This window comes from Runella zeae DSM 19591 (assembly GCF_000423565.1).
In the GTDB taxonomy this organism is placed as follows: Bacteria; Bacteroidota; Bacteroidia; order Cytophagales; family Spirosomataceae; genus Runella; species Runella zeae.
The window spans coordinates 1-18,280 of record NZ_AUIF01000036.1 but is presented as its reverse complement, the minus strand read 5'-3'; the positions used below and the strand labels follow the sequence as shown (position 1 = coordinate 18,280).

Sequence of the window (18,280 nt, the reverse complement as noted above, 5' to 3'; positions counted from 1 at the left end):
CCTAAACAGCCGAAATCATAACTTTATTTCCCCTTTTTCTATCAATTAGAAAAAGGGGATTTTTATATATTTACCCAAAAGCCTTACTATGTCTTTACAGAATACCATTTATGTAATCGGTAGCTCCAATACCGACATGGTCATAAAAACGCCAAAACTTCCTATGCCAGGTGAAACTGTGTTGGGCGGAGATTTTTTGATGAATGCGGGCGGCAAAGGAGCCAATCAAGCAGTGGCAGCTGCTCGACTAGGCGGGAAAGTGGTTTTTGTGGCCAAAGTCGGCGATGATATTTTTGGGAAACAAGCTTTACAACAATTTACCAGAGAAAAAATCAACATTCAGTATATCAAAACCGACCCACATCATCCGTCGGGAGTGGCACTAATCAATGTCGATGCCAAGGGTGAAAATTGTATTTCGGTAGCCTCCGGTGCCAACGGTTTTTTAAGCGAAGCCGACATTACTCCCGTTTTTGAGGAAATGAGACCCAATGATATTTTATTGGTCCAACTCGAAATTCCGCTTTCTACCGTCGCCTATGCTATCCAAAAAGCCCACGAAAAAGGAGTTCGCATCATTCTAAATCCTGCACCCATGACCGCTCTACCCAATGAAATCTGGGAACATTTGTACCTAATTACGCCCAATGAAACGGAAACCCAACTGCTGACGGGTATTCAGGTAAATAATGAAGTGTCGGCAAAAGCCGCTTCTAAGCAATTGATAGACAAAGGAATTGCCAACGTAATCATTACTTTGGGCGCAAAAGGAGCCTATTTACATACCCAATCGGCAGCGAAACAACTCCCTGCTCCTATCGTAAAAGCCATTGACACCACCGCAGCGGGCGATTGTTTCAACGGGGCTTTGGTAGTAGCCCTTGCTGAAGGGAAGTCGCTCGAAGAGGCCGTTATTTTTGCTACCGAAGCCGCGTCTATTGCGGTGACGCGCATGGGTGCACAAGCCTCTATGCCCTATCGCCACGAACTAGACGAACTGCTTTAATTTTCGTTACTTTTCCAAAATTGCTCCTATGTACAAAAATTGCTTTTCATAAAGCGCAGGGTCGCTTATTTTGTTGTTTCTCTTTTGCAAAATCGTCGCTTTATCAAGTTGGTTAGGCGATACCTTCATGGTTACTTTATGAGTACCTGCTTTAAGCCCATTGATAAGCGTGTAGCTAAGTCGATTGTAAGTACAATATTCGTCAAAACGATTAATGTATCTTGGGGCGTCTTGGTCTATCCATACCACCACTTGCCCGCTGCTAGGCCCGATGATGTCTACCAGTCCCACGCTTGTCCCCTTGAAAGAAAACTGTAAGAAATCGCTGCTATCTGCTGAGGCATAAATAGGCGCAAACATACTGGCAAATCCCCGTCCAATTGCCGACGTATCTACCCGCTTCCAACCTTTACTTTTATTGATTTTGTCGAGCGAGAGCAACTTGGCGTTTTCAAGGTTGTGGGGCATCATTGGCGTTTTCAACTTATGTTTTTGGGGTGTGGTAGTTGTCTCCCATTGTTTCAGGTATCGTCCTACGGTTTCGGCATACACTTTTTGGCCTGTTTCGGAAAAAGGGTGCACCCCATCTTCCGAAAATATCATCTTATCGGGCTGCTCTTTGGGTTTTCCTTGAAGAAGCATCTTGCCTTCCGTAATGAGTCTGACGGCTGGCAAAGCCATACAAATAGAAGGAATTTGGTAATAATCTGCTACTTGCTCCATCGCCGAAGCCGACACAGGAAAGTTGCCAGCTTGGTAAAATTCCAACTGCGGTTTTGAGAAAGTATAAACAAAACAAATATCAATCTTGGGGCTTTGCTTCCATATTTGTCTTACAATACCCTCCATTGCCTCTTTGATTTCGTTAGCAGGCTTGGAATTGTCATTGACTGCAAACTCCACAAATACCAAATCTGGACGGTATTGAAGTACATGCCTCTGCAATCGATGCGCACCAAAATCAGACCCTGTACCTCCAATAGCCGCCATGATTTGTTCAAAACCAACTGAAGGATATTGTTTTTGAATCCATTCAAAAGTTTGGTCACGCCACCCTTTATCAGCACGAGTGATACTTCCCCCCAAGTAGGCAACCTTCACTTTTTTGTTTTCTTTAATTTTTGAAAAAAAATGAGGCAAACCTCCTCTCACTATCGCCTCACTCTCTAGAGGCAAAGGTACAGTCTGACTTTTTATGGTAACTACCAATCCCAACACTAAACAACTAACCAGGGTGAATTTCATCTTCAAATATTATGATTTTGATTATATTCTCAAAACCTCGCTTTAGGCAATAACTACTTCTAAAGCGACCTTTAATTACCATAATATTGGAGGGTAAGCGTCGTAATATCATCAAACTGATAATGTGTCCCGATAAACTCTTTTAAGGTAGCCTTTACCGTAGTGTTGATTTCTTTAGGAGTATTATTAGGCCCAATAGACGCCACTAATTCTTCTACTTTTTTCATCCCAAATCGATCTCCGGCTTCGTTGTTGGCATCGGTTACACCGTCGGTATAAGTAAACAACGTATCTCCGGGCTGAAGCGTGAGGACTTGAGTATGATAGTCGTAGGTAGGATCTATTCCTAAGGCCATACCCGTTTTTTTCTTGACAACTTCTACCGCGCCGTCTTTGCGCAAAATAAGGGGAGGCTCATGACCTGCATCTACGTATTCGACGACGCCCGTCATTAGGTCGAGTACCCCTACAAAAGCAGTCACAAACATAAATGAGTCGTTGTCTTCCGACAAAAACGCGTTTACTTGTCTTACTTCTTCGGCGATATTCTCAAAACTGCTGTGAAGGAAGTGGGTTTTGAAAATAGCCTTGGTGATGGCCATAAACATACAAGCCGGAACTCCTTTGTCAGATACATCCCCAATGATGAAGAAAAGGTGGTTTTCGTCCATCATAAAAAAGTCAAACAAATCTCCCCCCACCGACTTGGCAGGTTCTAGAAATCCGTGCAAATCAAAGTCTTTGCGATGAGGGAAAGGCGGAAAAATCTTTGGTAACATTGCCTGCTGAATTTCGCGAGCAATCAGCAAATCGTTTTGGATTGAGACCAGTTGGTCGCGTTCTTTTTGATGCTGTATGAGCATTTCGATATGCCCTACGGTTTTATCAATGGTGATATCTAAATCCTCAAAATTGATAGGTTTCGTTATAAAATCAAAAGCCCCAAGGTTCATGGCTTTGCGGATGTTGTCCATATCTCCGTGAGCCGAAACCATCACCGCTTTTACGCGTGGATTGTTGATAGTATTGAGTTTTGTCAAAAAAGTCAGGCCGTCCATCTCGGGCATGTTGATATCCGACAGTACTATGTCAATATCGGTGTGTTGCTCCAAAACTTCAAGAGCTTCGATGCCATTGTGGGCAAAAATAAACTCATATCTTCTTTCGCGGATTTGTTTTCTGAATCGGGTTTGAATCAGCATTTCCATATCCAATTCGTCGTCCATACTGAGTATCTTGATAGCCATGTCTTAGTAATTTTTAATGAGTTTTTCTTAGGAATGAGAGTAACAGGAATTCTTGAGGTTTGATTTAAGATAAATCTAAGGGTATCTGAATCGTAAATTCGGTAAACTTACCTTCTTCTGATACTACTTCCAACTGCCCTTTGTGCATAATTGTAATAATATCTCGACTCAGTGCCAATCCTAACCCTGAGCCTTTGCCGACGGGTTTGGTAGTAAAAAAAGGCGAAAATACTTTTTCTTTAATAGAATCAGGAATTCCGTTGCCATTGTCTTTGATTTTGACTTGGACAGTCTGGGCAAGGCGCGTTGAGCTTACCGAAATTTGAGGGGCAAATTCTGCTCCTTCTCGTTTGCGTTTTTCGTTGAGGGCGTAGCAAGCGTTGTTGACCAGATTGAGCACTACACGACTTATCTCGGTGGCAGCTAACTTGACTTTGCCTACGCTTGGGTCAAACTGAAACACAAACGATACGTTGAAAGCCTTGTCTTCACCACGTACTCCTTGATAAGCCAGTTTGGTAAACTCTTCCAGCAATTGATTCAAATCTACGGGTTCAAATTTTGCACTTTGGTTTTCGGTGCGGGTCTGGGCTAGCATACTTTGAATAATCCGCGTGATACGCCCTCCATTTTCACTGATTTTGACGTTGATTCCGACCAGCTTGTCTAGCAAAAAAAGTAAGTCTTCTTCTTCCTCAGTAAGAGGTGTGTCTTGTTTTTTGTCGAAAATCTCTTTCATCTCATGAACCAAATCAACCGATAATTTGGAAAAATTGTTGATGAAATTAAGTGGGTTTTGGATTTCGTGCATGATACCTGCGGTAAGCTGACCGATTTCGGCTAGCTTATTAAGTTGTACAAAACGCTCTTTAAACGTTTCGTCATCTTCATGGGCGTGTTGTTGCTCTTTTGGAAGAAAAGCAGTAGTTGGTGGAGCTTCACTCGATTGATTCGCTTTTTCCATGTTAACATTGATTATAAAGAAGAGGTTTTTACGGTAGGTAGTACAATCACTACCTCCGTAAACTCCCCTTCTTTTGAATTGATACTAATTTTCCCTTTGTGCAATTCTATAATGTCTTTACTCATAAACAATCCCAAACCCGTACCTTTTGAGGTAGGTTTGGTCGTAAAAAAGGGGCTAAATAGTAGGGCTAAATCCCTTTTTGGAATACCTTTTCCATTGTCTTTGATTTTGAGTAATACTTCCTCTGATGCTACTTCGGTAGTGATGGTCACGAGAGGTTCAAAACCCTTGTTTAGTTTGCTTTTCTCGGCGAGCGTATACAGGGCATTGTCTACAAGGCTAGTGATGACGTCGCCCAATTCGGGAGGTAAAATTTTGGTTTTGGCAGGTTGTTTATCCAAGTGCATGAGAAGCTGCCCGTTGAAATCCTTGTTGGTATTTTTGAATTCTTGGTAAACAGCCTTGGCCCGATTTTCTACAAAACTGTTAAGGTCTGTTTCAAAAAAGTCTCTTGATTTTTCTTTCAGAAGCTTCTGCATGTCTTTGACGATACGTGTGGTGCTGCTGCCGTGGTCGTATATTTTTGAAATACTATTTTTGAGTACATCTAATAAGTCGTAAGCATCGTCCTTTAAATCGTCCGACAATTCTGCTTGGTATTTATCAATAAGCTCTTGCAGCTCGTCGATGAGTAGCTTGGACGACTCCGAGAAGTTGTTGATATAGTTGAGAGGATTCAAAATACGATCCACAATTCCTTTGGTAAGCTGTCCAACCGATGCCAAGCGCTCTTGACGAATGAGTTCTTCTTGGGTCTCTTTGAGATTGCTGAGGGTTTTTTCAAGGTTTTCTAACAAACGGGTTTTGATATAAGCCGCAATAAGGTGCTCCTTGAGGTTTTTGATCATGTTGAAATCTCGCTGGTCAAAGGCACTAGCACGGGCGCAGTTTTCGAGGGTGATAAAACCTTCAATGTGATTGTCAACTTTGATAACAATCGTAATCATTGACTTGGGGGTGACGAGCTGGTCAATCATATTGTTGAGCTTATCGTATTTGATATCGTTTTTGAAATAGATATCCTCATATACCTCTATAGCTTCGTCTAAGTAGCGTTTTTCGGCTTGTTCGGGAGTCAACTGTACGGCTCCTAAAAGCGATAACTCGCTGAATCCATAAAGTGCTTTGAAACGATAGCCGTTGGTGTCTTTGTCATAAATCAACGCACTGGCACAGTCCATGTTGCGGATGACTTTGAGGCGGGTCAAAACCGTTTGAAACAAATTACCAAAATTGATTTCGGTATTGATAGCCTGTACAATGATGTCTATTTTTTCGAGTTGATCATTTTTATTGGTAAGTTCATCCGACTGCTTTTCTAGTTCTACTTTTTGGCTAACTACCTCTTCTGTACGTTCTTGGATGAGATTTTCGAGCTCTAGTTTTTCTCTTTCAAGCACTCTCAGTCGCCATCTCACCGAAAAATAAATGGCCGTTCCAATCAGAATACCATACAGCAAGATAGCCCACCATTGGAGATACAAGGGCGTAAGTACCCTAAACAGAACAACAGTTTCTTCGCTTTCGATACCATAAATATTACGCGCTTTGACCTTAAACTGATAATTGCCCGGTGGGAGATTGGTATATTCTTTTTGAGATTGGGTAGTCCATTCTGACCATGCTTGATCAAAATTTTCGAGATAGTACTGAAATTCCAAGATTTCGTTGGCGTGAAAACTCGGTGCCGCAAATTCGAAAAGAATATTGTTGTCTTGATAGTCCAATTCAATCCTACGAACAGCCATGTTGTTTTGTTTGGCGACGGTATCGGTAGGGTATCCATTGTAGAGTATCTGATTTCCTTTGCTGATTTTACGAATCAACGAGGCATACTCACGATTGTAATCGCGGCTTGTTTTGAGGTCAAATTTGATGAGTCCTTCGGCCCCTCCAAACCAAACTACTTGATTGACATCAGGATAAATCACCCCAAAAGAAGTCTCAGCCAATGGTAAGAAGGGCGTAGCAATTTCTTGGTAAGGCTTGTTTGGTTGGTCAAGTTTTTGATAAAGTGTAATTACTTTTTCATCGCCACGAGTAGTCCAGAGGTTTTTGGCTTGATCTTCTACGATGATTCCGTTCCAATAAGCTGCGGACGAGTTTTTGGTTTGAAATAAATTAAACGATTCAAAAATATCTTTGGTAGGATTGTATCTAAACACGCCTTTTTGATTGTAAGCGACGAGTCCTTTGGAAGTAGCCACAACGCGGTTGTTGACCATCACAGATAGTCCCTCTTGAGTAGTATATTTTTTAACCTGATTGGAGGAAATATTGAATTTGATCAGCCCTTCGGTGAGGGTTTCAAGCCATAGATTTCCGTTTTCGTCTTCAGTTATGTTCATGATTTGTTCCGTTATTTGCGGAACGAGCTTGTAGCTTTGGCCTTTGCCCGAAGTCGTAATCATCCCCAGACCGTTTTGCTGTCCTACAAACACATGGTTGGGATTAGACTGAGAAGTATAGACACAAAGTGAGTAGAAGGGAGTGATTTGCTGAACAGAATTATTACCGACCAATTTCAATAAGCCTTTGTTGGTCGCAATCCACAGTCCCGTTGGCGACTTGCTCAAGCCGAAGCAGCTTGCGTTGATGCTTGGTATATTGTTGACCAAAAATCCATTTACAGAAAAAAGACCGTTGAGCGTACCCACATACAAGCGGCCATTGTAGCGGCTAATAGCCTTGACTTCACCTTTTAAATTACTGAACTCATTGAACCTTTCGATAGGCGAAGCTATCTCAATCTGCACGATGCCATTGTTGAGGGCGAGCCAAAGCATACCGTCGCGGTCAGAAAACATGGCGTTTACCTGAAGGTCTTGCAGGTAATCATTGTCTTTGATTCGGTTTTTGATTTGTCCTTGGGGCGATACCACCAAAACCCCTTGGTTGAGTGTGCTAATGGCCAAATCTCCATTATCAAGCACCGTGCCTGCCGATGTTTGATTGGAGGTTAGGTACTTATTGGCCTCACAATCAAACACTTGAATGGTATTATTGGTGAGTTTGAACAAGCCTTGACTACTTGTGAGCAACAAAAACTCATTGTTGCTGATTGGAAAAACAGCCGTCAAGTCAAAGAGGGTAGGAGTAGAAGGTGCTTTGGAAATAGGGATAAGACTTTGTCCTTCAATAAATTGTGGGCCACTGTCTTTGAGTAATACAATGATTTTTTCGTTGGCATAAAACGACGACATAATCGTACCATTGACCTTAAATTCTTTTAACCCTTTGGGAGTTAGCAAAAAGATATGTCGTTGAGAAATAAAATAGATGCCTTCATTGGTTTGAAAAATATTGATAATAGCCCCAAAATTTGTTTTGACATCTTTGCTCAAACTTTCGAAATATAAGGTACCAAGGCTATCAGGTTTGAGATAACCAAATTCGCCCAATGCTCCCACAAAAACTCTCCCAAATTTGCTCACGTGTAAGGCCGATACTTTTGTGATATTTTGGGTAGGAATGGTACGCCATGTTACTCCGTCGTATTCTAGCACTCCTGCAAAGTTTCCAAAATACATCAAGCCGCGCGTGTCTTGGGCAATCGCAAAGTTTTGACCGTGGGCATTGTATTCTTTGGGGATAAACAATCTGCTGAGCGGAATCCCTTTCTCAGTACTTGTGTCGTTGACTTGAGCGTTGATACTTGTTGCCCATATCATTATACATACCATTCCTAATACCTTCAAAATCAAGGAAGGCCAAGAAGGTACGTAAGAGCTATGGTCAATTGATATAGTGTTTTTCATTGATACAAGTGTCATATTATTCGCCTTCGTGAATAAGAATGCTATTTTTTTCTATTCCATCTTGGGCAATTAGATTATATACTAAATACGGATCCAACAAAATAAGCTCAGTGGCTTTGAGGGCCTTTATCGAATGCAACAAACTATGAGGAGGGGGCACAGGAGACCGGTACCAATAATCGTCTTTGCTGAGCAATAGATGCGTACCGTCTGATTCGTGAAGCTCAATTTCGCCCCTTCTAACCAACACACAAGGCAAGCCATCGCTACAATAAGGATGCATAAATATAGTCTCGCCTTCGTTAAGATGAAGACTTATTCGCTGATTGGCAATCGTGAGCAAATCGTCACTTGGGATATTTTCAAACAACTCTAATGGCCTGATATGGGAGAGTTTATAGACCAACAACTCGTCTTTTTTTAAACCTTTCTCCATTTTTTCACATAACAACACCGAGCGTTCGGCTTCGTGTAAAAGTGCTGTTTCTTTAAAGTCTGCAAATGATTCGGGGTAAAGTTGATACAACACATACAGGGCCGATTCGGCCACAATCATCGCATCCGAATTGGCACAAGCAATGAGTATATACTTATGGTCCGACGCTGGAAATCTCAGTAAATGCTGGATGGCAATGGCCTTGAGCGATTTAGAGATTTGAGAGAAGTCTTTGTTGATAATATCTAAAATACGTTCTTCTACCGTCAAGTTTTGTTGAGGATAATTGGCTTGGCATTTCTGCAATTTTTCGTTGAGTGGGGTATCCTCAAAAATCGGTACCAATTTTACCCTCAAATCTTCGCTAAGCGACATATTGAAAACCTCCTGCAAAAAGCCCTTGGTATCTTCTCCTTTGTTGTCGTATAGTTCTTTGATGAGTTCAAAACCCTGCTCACCGTTGAGAATATCAAGTAGCGTAAAAAGCTTTGGTACCATTTGGCGGTTTTCGGCCGAAATGGCTTTCCGTAGTTTGATGAGGTCTTTTTGGGTAGAAATGTCTCTTCGGGCTGCAAGCAGCCAAACAATCAACGCGGCCCTTTCGTCGATTTCGGCGTTGATATGGGGGCGTTCGAGGGAAGTAGCGCGATGGTTTAGATTTTTGAGGGCTTCATATACCCGGTCTCTTATTTGAGGGTCAGGGTGGTTGATTTTGGCTCGCAAAATCCGCAGAGAAGCAGGGCTGATGATTTTTTCAAAGATGCCGATAATAGTTAGCTGCGTCACTTTATCGTTTTCAACACGATTAAAATAACGCTCAAGTTCGCCAATCACCGGCTCCCCAATACGCGCTAAGGCCAAAGAGGTTGATTTGGCGAAATATTTTGAAGGTAGGTTGTTGAATAAATAAGGCCAAAGTTCACTTTTTTGGAGATTGCCTGCGGCCAATATCGCCGTTTGTCTTACTTGGGTGTTGGGGTCTTGCAGAAGGGTTTCGAGGTGTTTATAAGCAAAATAGCGGCCTGATTTTTCTAATAAATGCACTGATTTCAATCGTTCTTCAGAGCGAGAAGAGGTGGCTAATTGAATTACTTTCTCAAAATCGTAACGTTGGTTGATTTCGGTAATTTTGCTGAAATGAGGCGACGAAAGTACCGATATTTTGTGCTTTTGGTAGGCTTTTTTAAACTTGTTGACATCCATGAGCAAGTTTTTTAGCACATTGCGATAGAGGTTTTGGGTCTTGAAAGAAATCGATAACCAACCCAAAAGCACCAAAACGAAGAAATAAGACAAATAAACACTGTCTACAAAAGAAAAATAGGTAAGCGCCATCAACAACACCCCCGCCACTATATTGCCCATGGCCTTGGGGCCACCTTCGATACGACTTTGTAGCTCGATGCGTTCGTCGGGGACGATAGGCTGAAACAAAAGCTGAAAAGAGGGGTCATTGATAGATTTACGAAAAGTGCTCATAAAAAAACGAGCCATCGCCACAAAGGCAAAAAAGACGTAGTTGTTGCCATAAAAAGATCCATACAGTGCCGCAAACACAAAAAATACGGTAAGGGCCAAGGGCAGAATGATGAGGCCGAGTTTGAGGCCATACTTTTCGATGACTCTTCCGTACAAAAAAGTCTTGATGAGTAGCTCAATAATAGCGCACATCCCAAAAAAGAATCCTAGAAAACTGGTTAAAGTTTCTTTGTTTGGAAACACATTTTTGGACTCTACCGCAAACATAAACTCAACATAAAACAACCCTACCACCGGCATCAGCGCAAGCAAAAAGATGGCTGTATAGTAAGGGGTTTCAAAAAAATATCGGAGTGTTTTGCGTTCGTTTTTGGAAGGCGCCCGGGCAATGATGGCAAGTTCTGGCTCATATTTTTTGCCAATTGATACCATTACTACCAAGCATACGACCAGTACAATGACAGAAACATACAGAAGGTGATTGGTATCGATAAATTGTAACAACAACGGAATAGATAAATAACTTACAATCGACGAAAACACATCGCCAGTGGTGATAAAGCTAATCAGGCGCTTGGCTTGCTGTAAATTGAAAATCCGCGATACAATGGCCCAGAAGGCTATTCCGTTGACAAAAACAAAAACCCGATTCCAAAGAAATAGAAGAAAGTAGACCCACTTGCTACCCGTCAAAAAATGCAGAACTAATAAACCCACTACCGATACAATCAGGAAGACAATAAGCCCCAGTGCAAGTTTAGAAAAGTATACTTTCTCTTGAATTTTGGCAACAATAAACCCCAACGCGTACACAATGATACCACTTGCGATGTATACTTTAGGGAGCATGGTGCGATCAAAACTATTGATAAACAACGACATACTCGCCGTATAAAAGATGGCGACGGATACCCCCATAAAAAAAGAATAACGCATGAAAGGTAAGACCATAGGGAGGTCTCCTGCTTTCAGGTTGAGAATACCATATATCGCTTTTCTTTTGAACATTAAAAAATAGGTTTTATAAGTCTAGTTTCATTAAGAAAAAGGGACGCTCGGGCATTTCGGGAATGTTTCTTAATTGCGAAATCAACGAAAATCCTAACTTTTGTAGAGACTCCAAACGTGATAATTGAGGAAAAGCAATCATTACTTTTGAGCCATACTGTGTGGCTACTTTGATACGTTCTTGGTCGAGGATTTTGGCAAAGCCTCTTCCACGAAAAGCGGGGTCAACTACCAGCCGATTGATAGACGCAATAGGAGGGCGGTCAAACAATAGCCCGTGCTCAGGATGCAAAAAATCATTGTAAGGAACATCCTCTAAATCATCATGAAAACTCAGTCGTGCAGCGGCCACGATGGTATCGTTTTTAGTAATAATCCAGTGAATGGCTTGATTATCAATACTATCAATCCACGCATCTTGCGAAAAAAAACTAGAACTGATTCCGTTTTCATGACGCCAAGCTTTGATTCTGAATCGGCCTATTTCTTCGAGTCGTTCAGGAAAATGCCCTTCATGAAGCTCAAATCCGTTAGGAAGGGAGATTGTTTTGTTGTTTTCCATCACCATTAGTTCCATCACGTTGGGTAAAGCATTCATATCTATTTAATGTCGAATAAAATACCAATTGAAAAATTTCGATGTTCTTGTGGAAACCTGGATGCACCTACGATGTTGTCGGCTTCTCTGATGCCTGGCACAAAATATTCTTTGTCCAAGAGATTGTTGACGGTGGCTTGTACTGATACGCCCTTAAAGAGGTTGTGATAAGTCACAACGCCGTCTAGCACCAGATAAGGGTCAAACGATTGGATAGGGTTGCGACTTCCTGAGGTACCTGCCCCAGACTTACGCGCACTTACGTAATGAGAGGTAAGGTTGAAATGCCAGCTTTTGTTGAGCTGATAGTTGGCACCTATATTGAACGAAAAATCAGCAATGTCGCTGATTCTGAGTCCCGATGTCAAATCAGTAGGATTGGTATAAGTAAAATTGCTCCAGATATTGAGCTTTTCGGTTTGGTAATTGGCTTCGGCTTGTATGCCCCAAATGCGTTGCCGACCAATCCCTTGAAATTGGTTGGTGCGAGTGCCATTTTCGAGCACGACCGTCACGAGTCCTACGGCGTTGCTATAATTAGCACGGTAAGCGGCAATGTTGATATTGGCTTCTTTGGATATTTTATAATAAACACTAAACTCCATGTTTCGCACTTTTTCGGGCTGAAGAGTGGGGTTGTTGAGCCGTCGGTCGGAAGTGGTACCGTATTTTTGTAAATAAGAAGCATCCTTGAAAGCTTCGGCATAAATACCTTTGAAAATAAAATTCCCCTTACTATAAATCACCGACAAACGGGGGTTTACGACTACGCCATATCCTCCACTTTTACGAACGCGATTGTTGTCAAGGCGCAAACCTGCCACTAAATTTAAGGACGGAGAATAACGATAAGTCGCCTGGGTATAAATTCCTAAATCAAGTGCACGGAAATTGTTGCCTCCCCGAAGGGTATCAGCCGGAAAGCCAATGTCGTCGGGATTAGGAGTGGCGGAGGTAATATAATTTCCTTGAATGATACTGTTTCGGTATTCTACGCCACTGTTGATATCGAGTGTCGGCAAAGGACTCCACAAAGCCCGCAGCTCGTTGCGGAATTGATTTGATCCTCGATAATAATATACCGTAGAGTAAGTAGGCGTCGTACCCGCCGCTAAGTCAGCGATACCGAGGCGATTGTTGTAATAGCTCCGATAAGAAGCAAGATTGGTACCGCCGTCAATTTCGTGTAAGCGATAAGAGCTTAAAATAACAATCTGAAATTTTTCGCTTAGCACTTTATTATAAATACCAGCTAGACTGCGGTACAAAGTAATCCACCGTGAGAGATTGCGAGTACTGAGGCGAGTTTGATTGGTATACCACGGGGCGGCTCCTTCGTCGGTTCGCCAAGAAGAAGTAAGAATGGTAAATTCTTTAAATTCCATTTTGCCTTTGATGTACCAATCTCTAGAAAAGTCGTTGAAAGAAACAGGCTGATTGAAGGCGTTTCCGTTGAAAAGCTGATTGTCAAGCTCGGCCGCCCTTTGTTGCCCTTTGGGAGTAAGTTTGATAGCACTGATGGCGTTGTTGGCGTATTCGACCGTATATAGGTCTGAGTTTGGATATTTAGTAAGAAGCTGTGTACTATTGGCGTAGGTTTGAGCGGCAGTACCCGTACGATTCAAATGACTCGCATAGTCGCTTGCTTCACGGGTGCCATAATTCCACTCAGGGTATTGGGAGAGGTTCATTTCATTTGACTCAAAAAACCTTCCTGATACCGAAATCGCCACGTCTTTGGTCTTGGTAGCGACTGTGGCGTCAAGGTAGCGACTGTTCCAAGTGCCGTATCTGGTTTGTCCTTTTACCTGAACTTTATTGTTGGCATCGATGATTTCGGCGTATTTTTTAGTGATAATGTTAATGACACCCACAAAAGCATTGTTGCCATACATAGTAGCAGCAGGGCCATAGACTACTTCGATGCGTTCGATGTCTGACAAAGGGTATTGGCGCGAAATAGGGATGTTGTCGGAAGCTAAGTCATTTTCTTCGATACCATCGATGAGCATCAGCATTCGGTCGTTGGAAGTAGAGCGATAGCCTCGACCGTAGAAATTGGAGTATCCGGGGCCGTTGCCTTTGGCGATGTCAAATCCTGAGAGGTCGTGTAGTACTTGTTCGAGATTTTGATACCCTCGCTTGATGATATCTTTGTCGGTAATCACCGTCACGGTGGCGGGTACTTTCAAGACATTTTCGGCGCGTTTGGACACCGACGTAATTTGGATGATTCGTTCCTGAGAGTCTTTTACGTATTGAAAAAGCTCTTTAAATTGGGGTGAAGACGCAAAATCGGGCACAAAGCTGGGGTTGATTGCCAACAAATTCTGTATCGACCGACTCGCTTGCTGGGTAGAGTCGAGAGCAAGGTATGTCATAGCCAAAATTTTATGAGCTTGTACTTTGGCATTGGGCGAATAGCCTGTTTTCAAACAGGGTAAAAGAATTGAGAATACTTCGTCAAAATTTCCGGTAGTGAATTTTTTTTCGGCATCAGGAATATCCACTGACTCCTCGCATGATTGTCCGTATATTCTTCCAACCTGTAAGCTCAGTGCCATTACCCCTATTATTATCGCATAAAAACGTAAATTTTTTCCCATATCACAGGTCATTTTCAATAAAACAAATCATTACTGATGGGCCGAGATTTTGTTGAATTCGACGTCTTTTCCCACGTACTTGTTCCACTCTTCCACGGTCATGTCTCGGGTTATTTTTTTAGTTACCTCTTTGTAGAGGTCGTTGATGTTGATGTCCCATACGCGTACGGTGCGGTCGGCTCCGTAGGCAATTAGTTTTTTACTATCTATTGTAAATCGAATCCCAGTTACCCAGTTGTTAAAGTCATTGATGACGATAGGCTGCTGTTGACGACTGATTTCGTCAAAATTGAAAAGATGTACCGACCAGTCAAAGCTGCTCGTAGCAACCAGATTGCCGTCGGACGAAAACACAATATCGCTGACGATAGAATTGTGTCTTCCTACGACAGATGTGCCTGAGTATTCGACGATTTTGTCGTTTTCATAACTCCATAAATAGAGTCCTCCGTTGCTATTTCCAGTCATTAGCTTGCGACCGTTGGGGCTAAAAGCAAGGGCCGTGACGCGAGGCCCCATCCCATTGAATGCAAAAAAATCGGGTGCTGCTTTAAGGTTTTCAAGGGCAAAAGCAGCCACTCTTCCTTTAGAACCACACAGCAGTTTTTTGCCATCTGGACTCAATTGCGCACAAAAAATGTCGATGTTGGTTTTGACATTCACCAAAGAATCAAGACCATTAGGCTTGATATTCCAAGTACGTATATTGCCATCACCACTGATAGAGATGAGCTTGGTTGGGTCTTGGCTAAGCAGTAACGATTGAATAGGGCTACGGTGGGCTTTTATTACGGTTGGAGTAGGGGTAGGTTGGTCTAGATTCCAGCTGATGATAGAGCCTTGAGCACCTCCTACAATGATTTTGTTTCCATTAAAAATCACGGTACGAAAACTTTCGTTGGTTTTAGCTCCTCGGCTGAGGGTACGAAGAAGCTGAGGTTGGGAGGTATTAAAATCCCAAACTTTGGCAGTGGCATCGTCGCTTACTGAGACAAATTGAGTACCTACAATATCGTTTTTAATGGCCACAGACCTTACAATATCACTATGCCGACGCAAAACCAACTTAGAGCTTGCCCCTGCGGCTTTAGCTAAGGCATTGAAAATGTCAGGATTATTTTTGTCGCCACCACTTTTTAGGTTGAGGTCATAAGCATGAAGAGCCAGCAAAGCGGGAAGACCATCTTGGGCATTGTCGGGCATTTGGGTGGCTTGGATGGCGATTGAACGAGCAATCGCCTTAACTTTCTGATTTTCTGCATCCTTGCGAGCTTCATCAGCAAACCTCCTTTGCGTTTCGGCGTCTTTTCTCGCTTTTTCGGCTTCATCTTTGCGTTTTTCGGCCTCGCCTTGGGCAATGACTGCTCTTGTACGTTGGCTTTCAGCGTCGCGTTTGGCACTTTCGGCACTGATGCGTTGTTGGGTAGCCACTTTTTGTGCTTGAATGGCTTCTTGTCTTTGAAATTCAGCTTTTCGTTGCTCAGTTACGGCGATGAGCTTTTGCTCTTCGGTAAGTTGTTTTTGAGCTTCCGCGATTTCCTCTTGTTGTTGGGCTATTCTTTTTTGAGAAATAGCCTCTCTTTTTTGTATTTCGGCTTTTTTCTGTTCAGAAAGCGCGATTTTTTCTTTCTCTAAAGATTCTTTTTCACTTTGCTCAGCTTGGTTTCGGAGAATAATAGAAACAATCAAAAATAGCAGTGAAAGCAATGAGCCTAGCCCTAAGATGAGGGCAAATTGTCGATTCCGCTTGACTTCCTTCTTGTGTCTAGCTTCTTTGTTTTGAACCTCAAAATCATACTGGTTACGACTGTATTCAAGGTAGTTGATAGCTCGTTCAAAATAAGGGTCATAGCGGGTTGCCCATTCTTTGGTAGGGCGATTTTCTTTGAGCCATTTTAGCCCTATTTGGAGTTCGGGATTGACCCATAGCCCCGTTTTTCCTTGTTGATATTGTTCCGCCGAAAAACTCAATTTTTTGTAAAGCTTTGCCGATTCAGTTTCTTCTTCTACCCACATTTTGAGGCGTTTCCATAGATAAGTGATGCGCTCATGGGTCAAGTCAATGACCGAATTGTCGGCTAGTGGAGTGGAATAGGAAGGGGATAAAAAAGAAGTACCAACTTCTCGTAATCTATCAATGACATCAAGTAGTAAAAATTCTGGAGCAGCGGTTATTTTTTTGACATTGGCCAAAGTCGTAGGGGTAACTACGCCGGCATCGCCTGCTCCAAGCGTAATAAGTGCTTTAAACAACTTTTCGGTGACCGCTTTTCGTTTGGCATCGAAGATATCTTCATAGATTTGTTCAGCATGTAGAGAAAGCGCATCTGACATAGTGCCAATGGCTTCATAATCAGACTCATCAATGCTTTGTTGGTGTGTTTTGACGGTTTGCCAATGATCCCAAGTACGCATAAGTGCGTGCTGAAGTACGGGCAATTGATCGGTCTTGTTGCCAATATCTTTAAGGAGCCTTTCGATGAGGTCGGGGGAAATATTGACGCCCACTGTATCAAGCGGACCACTAATCGCTAACACAATTTCGGCGTGGTTCATCTTTGGTAAAAGATAATATCCACGATTGATGGCCTCGGTAAGGCCGTTGTAGTTGGTACAATAATCCAAGTAATCGGAGCGCATCGTCAGAGCCACGTAAATAGGCAAACTGCGCTGATTAAGAATCCGAATCAAAAACTCAATGAAAAGGATGGTTTCGTCGCGGTCGGTTTGAATGGTGGCCTCCTTTTGACGATATCTAAATACCTCTTCAAACTGGTCGATGACAAAAAGGATGTTTTTTCCGGCAAGGAGCTGAAAAACGCGATTGATGCCATCGGAATCGTTGAAAATCAAAGATTCGAGATTATTGACAATATCAGGAGAAGAACCACCAATATTAAATCTATTGAAGTATTCGCTGATAGCTCCAATGAGATTTTTGATAGGTTCTCCTCCTGGTTTTAGCAACAAAATATGCCATCCTTGCTCAGGGGTAAGGTCGAGCGGCGATTTTTCTAAAGAGGGAATAAGCCCTGCCTTGATAAGCGACGATTTCCCACTTCCCGAAGATCCAATGATTGCCAAAAACCTTGATGCACTGAGTTTATCCCGTAATTTTTTGACGTGGCTTTCTCTCCCAAAAAATAGACTTGCATCTTTTGAGTCAAAGCTTCTTAATCCAGGAAAAGGGTTGGCATAAGGTCGGTGGGTGGTCATATTTCAAAAAAAACGGTCATTGGCCCTTGATACTAAGGGCTTTTGATGTCAACAATAAAGATGTTTCGATTTCGATTGTCGGAATATTCGTACTTAAACTCACTTACTCCATTGACAGTGAGATAGATACCTAGCCCTCCAATGGGCCTTTCGTCGAGGGGCAAATCAAAATCCTCTTGGTCGGGCAATTCGCGAGTCGTAGGGTCGAAGGGAGCCGCATCATCTTCAAAGATTACCTTGAGTTGATTGTCGGCTACCTCCGTTTTTACATCAATGATGCCCTCCAAACCGGCGTTTTGGTAGCCGTATAAGATGATATTGGTGGCGATTTCGTCGACGGCCAATATCAAATTGTACGTGGCTTTTTTGTCTAATCCCGCTTGTTGGGATATTTCTTTGACGTATTGCCGTAGAGGGTCAAGAGAGTCAACATGGGCGGGAAAGGTTTTTAATTCCATTTGCGTAAAGACAAATTTCGTACCTGAGTTTGGAAAGGTTTATGCTGCTTTTTGCTCTATTTAAGCAGGATATTGATCCACGATGTTTACGCTGTGGTGTAGACCTGTCTTTTCGAGTGTATCTACGATAGACTCTTGCGGCTTCACTACATAAATCGTAAGACCTACCCCGATTTTTTGTTTTGAGAAAATCAAC

10 protein-coding genes are annotated in these 18,280 nt (G+C 42.5%); 1 reads left to right on the top strand and 9 read right to left on the bottom strand.

What is annotated here, in order from left to right; all coding sequences use genetic code 11:
- Nucleotides 1-88 precede the first annotated feature (88 nt).
- Nucleotides 89-1,006, top strand: coding sequence for a ribokinase (gene rbsK / locus G563_RS0110615; RefSeq protein WP_028665300.1), 918 nt, complete (start codon nucleotides 89-91; stop codon nucleotides 1,004-1,006).
- 6 nt (nucleotides 1,007-1,012) lie between these two features.
- Here rbsK and G563_RS34340 read toward each other — a convergent pair whose 3' ends face one another.
- The 9 genes from G563_RS34340 to G563_RS0110570 form a co-directional block, all read right to left on the bottom strand.
- A complete protein-coding gene (locus tag G563_RS34340; protein ID WP_051210895.1) occupies nucleotides 1,013-2,251 on the bottom strand; it encodes an SGNH/GDSL hydrolase family protein in 1,239 nt (412 codons plus the stop codon).
- 71 nt (nucleotides 2,252-2,322) lie between these two features.
- Entirely contained in the window at nucleotides 2,323-3,498 is a 1,176-nt protein-coding gene (locus G563_RS0110605) for a PP2C family protein-serine/threonine phosphatase (RefSeq protein ID WP_028665299.1), read from the bottom strand.
- A gap of 64 nt (nucleotides 3,499-3,562) precedes the next feature.
- Nucleotides 3,563-4,462, bottom strand: coding sequence for a sensor histidine kinase (locus G563_RS34335; RefSeq protein WP_051210894.1), 900 nt, complete (start codon nucleotides 4,460-4,462; stop codon nucleotides 3,563-3,565).
- A gap of 11 nt (nucleotides 4,463-4,473) precedes the next feature.
- The gene (locus tag G563_RS0110595; protein ID WP_037326474.1) at nucleotides 4,474-8,283 is read right to left on the bottom strand and encodes a sensor histidine kinase; all 3,810 of its coding nucleotides are present in this window, start codon (nucleotides 8,281-8,283) and stop codon (nucleotides 4,474-4,476) included.
- 16 nt (nucleotides 8,284-8,299) lie between these two features.
- A complete protein-coding gene (locus tag G563_RS0110590) occupies nucleotides 8,300-11,206 on the bottom strand; it encodes an MFS transporter (protein ID WP_028665297.1) in 2,907 nt (968 codons plus the stop codon).
- A gap of 13 nt (nucleotides 11,207-11,219) precedes the next feature.
- Complete coding sequence (locus G563_RS0110585; protein WP_028665296.1) at nucleotides 11,220-11,804, bottom strand: GNAT family N-acetyltransferase; 585 nt, start codon at nucleotides 11,802-11,804, stop codon at nucleotides 11,220-11,222.
- A gap of 2 nt (nucleotides 11,805-11,806) precedes the next feature.
- On the bottom strand, nucleotides 11,807-14,410 hold the full coding sequence (locus G563_RS0110580; protein WP_028665295.1) for a TonB-dependent receptor plug domain-containing protein: 2,604 nt from the start codon (nucleotides 14,408-14,410) through the stop codon (nucleotides 11,807-11,809).
- Nucleotides 14,411-14,440: 30 nt separating this feature from the next.
- Nucleotides 14,441-17,626: a WD40 repeat domain-containing protein gene (locus tag G563_RS0110575; RefSeq protein ID WP_028665294.1), complete on the bottom strand. Its 3,186-nt coding sequence runs from the start codon at nucleotides 17,624-17,626 to the stop codon at nucleotides 14,441-14,443.
- A gap of 32 nt (nucleotides 17,627-17,658) precedes the next feature.
- A complete protein-coding gene (locus tag G563_RS0110570) occupies nucleotides 17,659-18,084 on the bottom strand; it encodes an ATP-binding protein (protein ID WP_028665293.1) in 426 nt (141 codons plus the stop codon).
- Between the last annotated feature and the right edge of the window lie 196 nt (nucleotides 18,085-18,280).

What these genes read in the sequence shown, in the direction of transcription:
- rbsK (WP_028665300.1), top strand. Translation starts at nt 89, where the DNA reads ATGTCTTTACAGAATACCATTTATGTAATCGGTAGCTCCAATACCGAC.
- G563_RS34340 (WP_051210895.1), bottom strand. Translation starts at nt 2,251, where the DNA reads ATGAAATTCACCCTGGTTAGTTGTTTAGTGTTGGGATTGGTAGTTACC.
- G563_RS0110605 (WP_028665299.1), bottom strand. Translation starts at nt 3,498, where the DNA reads ATGGCTATCAAGATACTCAGTATGGACGACGAATTGGATATGGAAATG.
- G563_RS34335 (WP_051210894.1), bottom strand. Translation starts at nt 4,462, where the DNA reads ATGGAAAAAGCGAATCAATCGAGTGAAGCTCCACCAACTACTGCTTTT.
- G563_RS0110595 (WP_037326474.1), bottom strand. Translation starts at nt 8,283, where the DNA reads ATGAAAAACACTATATCAATTGACCATAGCTCTTACGTACCTTCTTGG.
- G563_RS0110590 (WP_028665297.1), bottom strand. Translation starts at nt 11,206, where the DNA reads ATGTTCAAAAGAAAAGCGATATATGGTATTCTCAACCTGAAAGCAGGA.
- G563_RS0110585 (WP_028665296.1), bottom strand. Translation starts at nt 11,804, where the DNA reads ATGAATGCTTTACCCAACGTGATGGAACTAATGGTGATGGAAAACAAC.
- G563_RS0110580 (WP_028665295.1), bottom strand. Translation starts at nt 14,410, where the DNA reads ATGGGAAAAAATTTACGTTTTTATGCGATAATAATAGGGGTAATGGCA.
- G563_RS0110575 (WP_028665294.1), bottom strand. Translation starts at nt 17,626, where the DNA reads ATGACCACCCACCGACCTTATGCCAACCCTTTTCCTGGATTAAGAAGC.
- G563_RS0110570 (WP_028665293.1), bottom strand. Translation starts at nt 18,084, where the DNA reads ATGGAATTAAAAACCTTTCCCGCCCATGTTGACTCTCTTGACCCTCTA.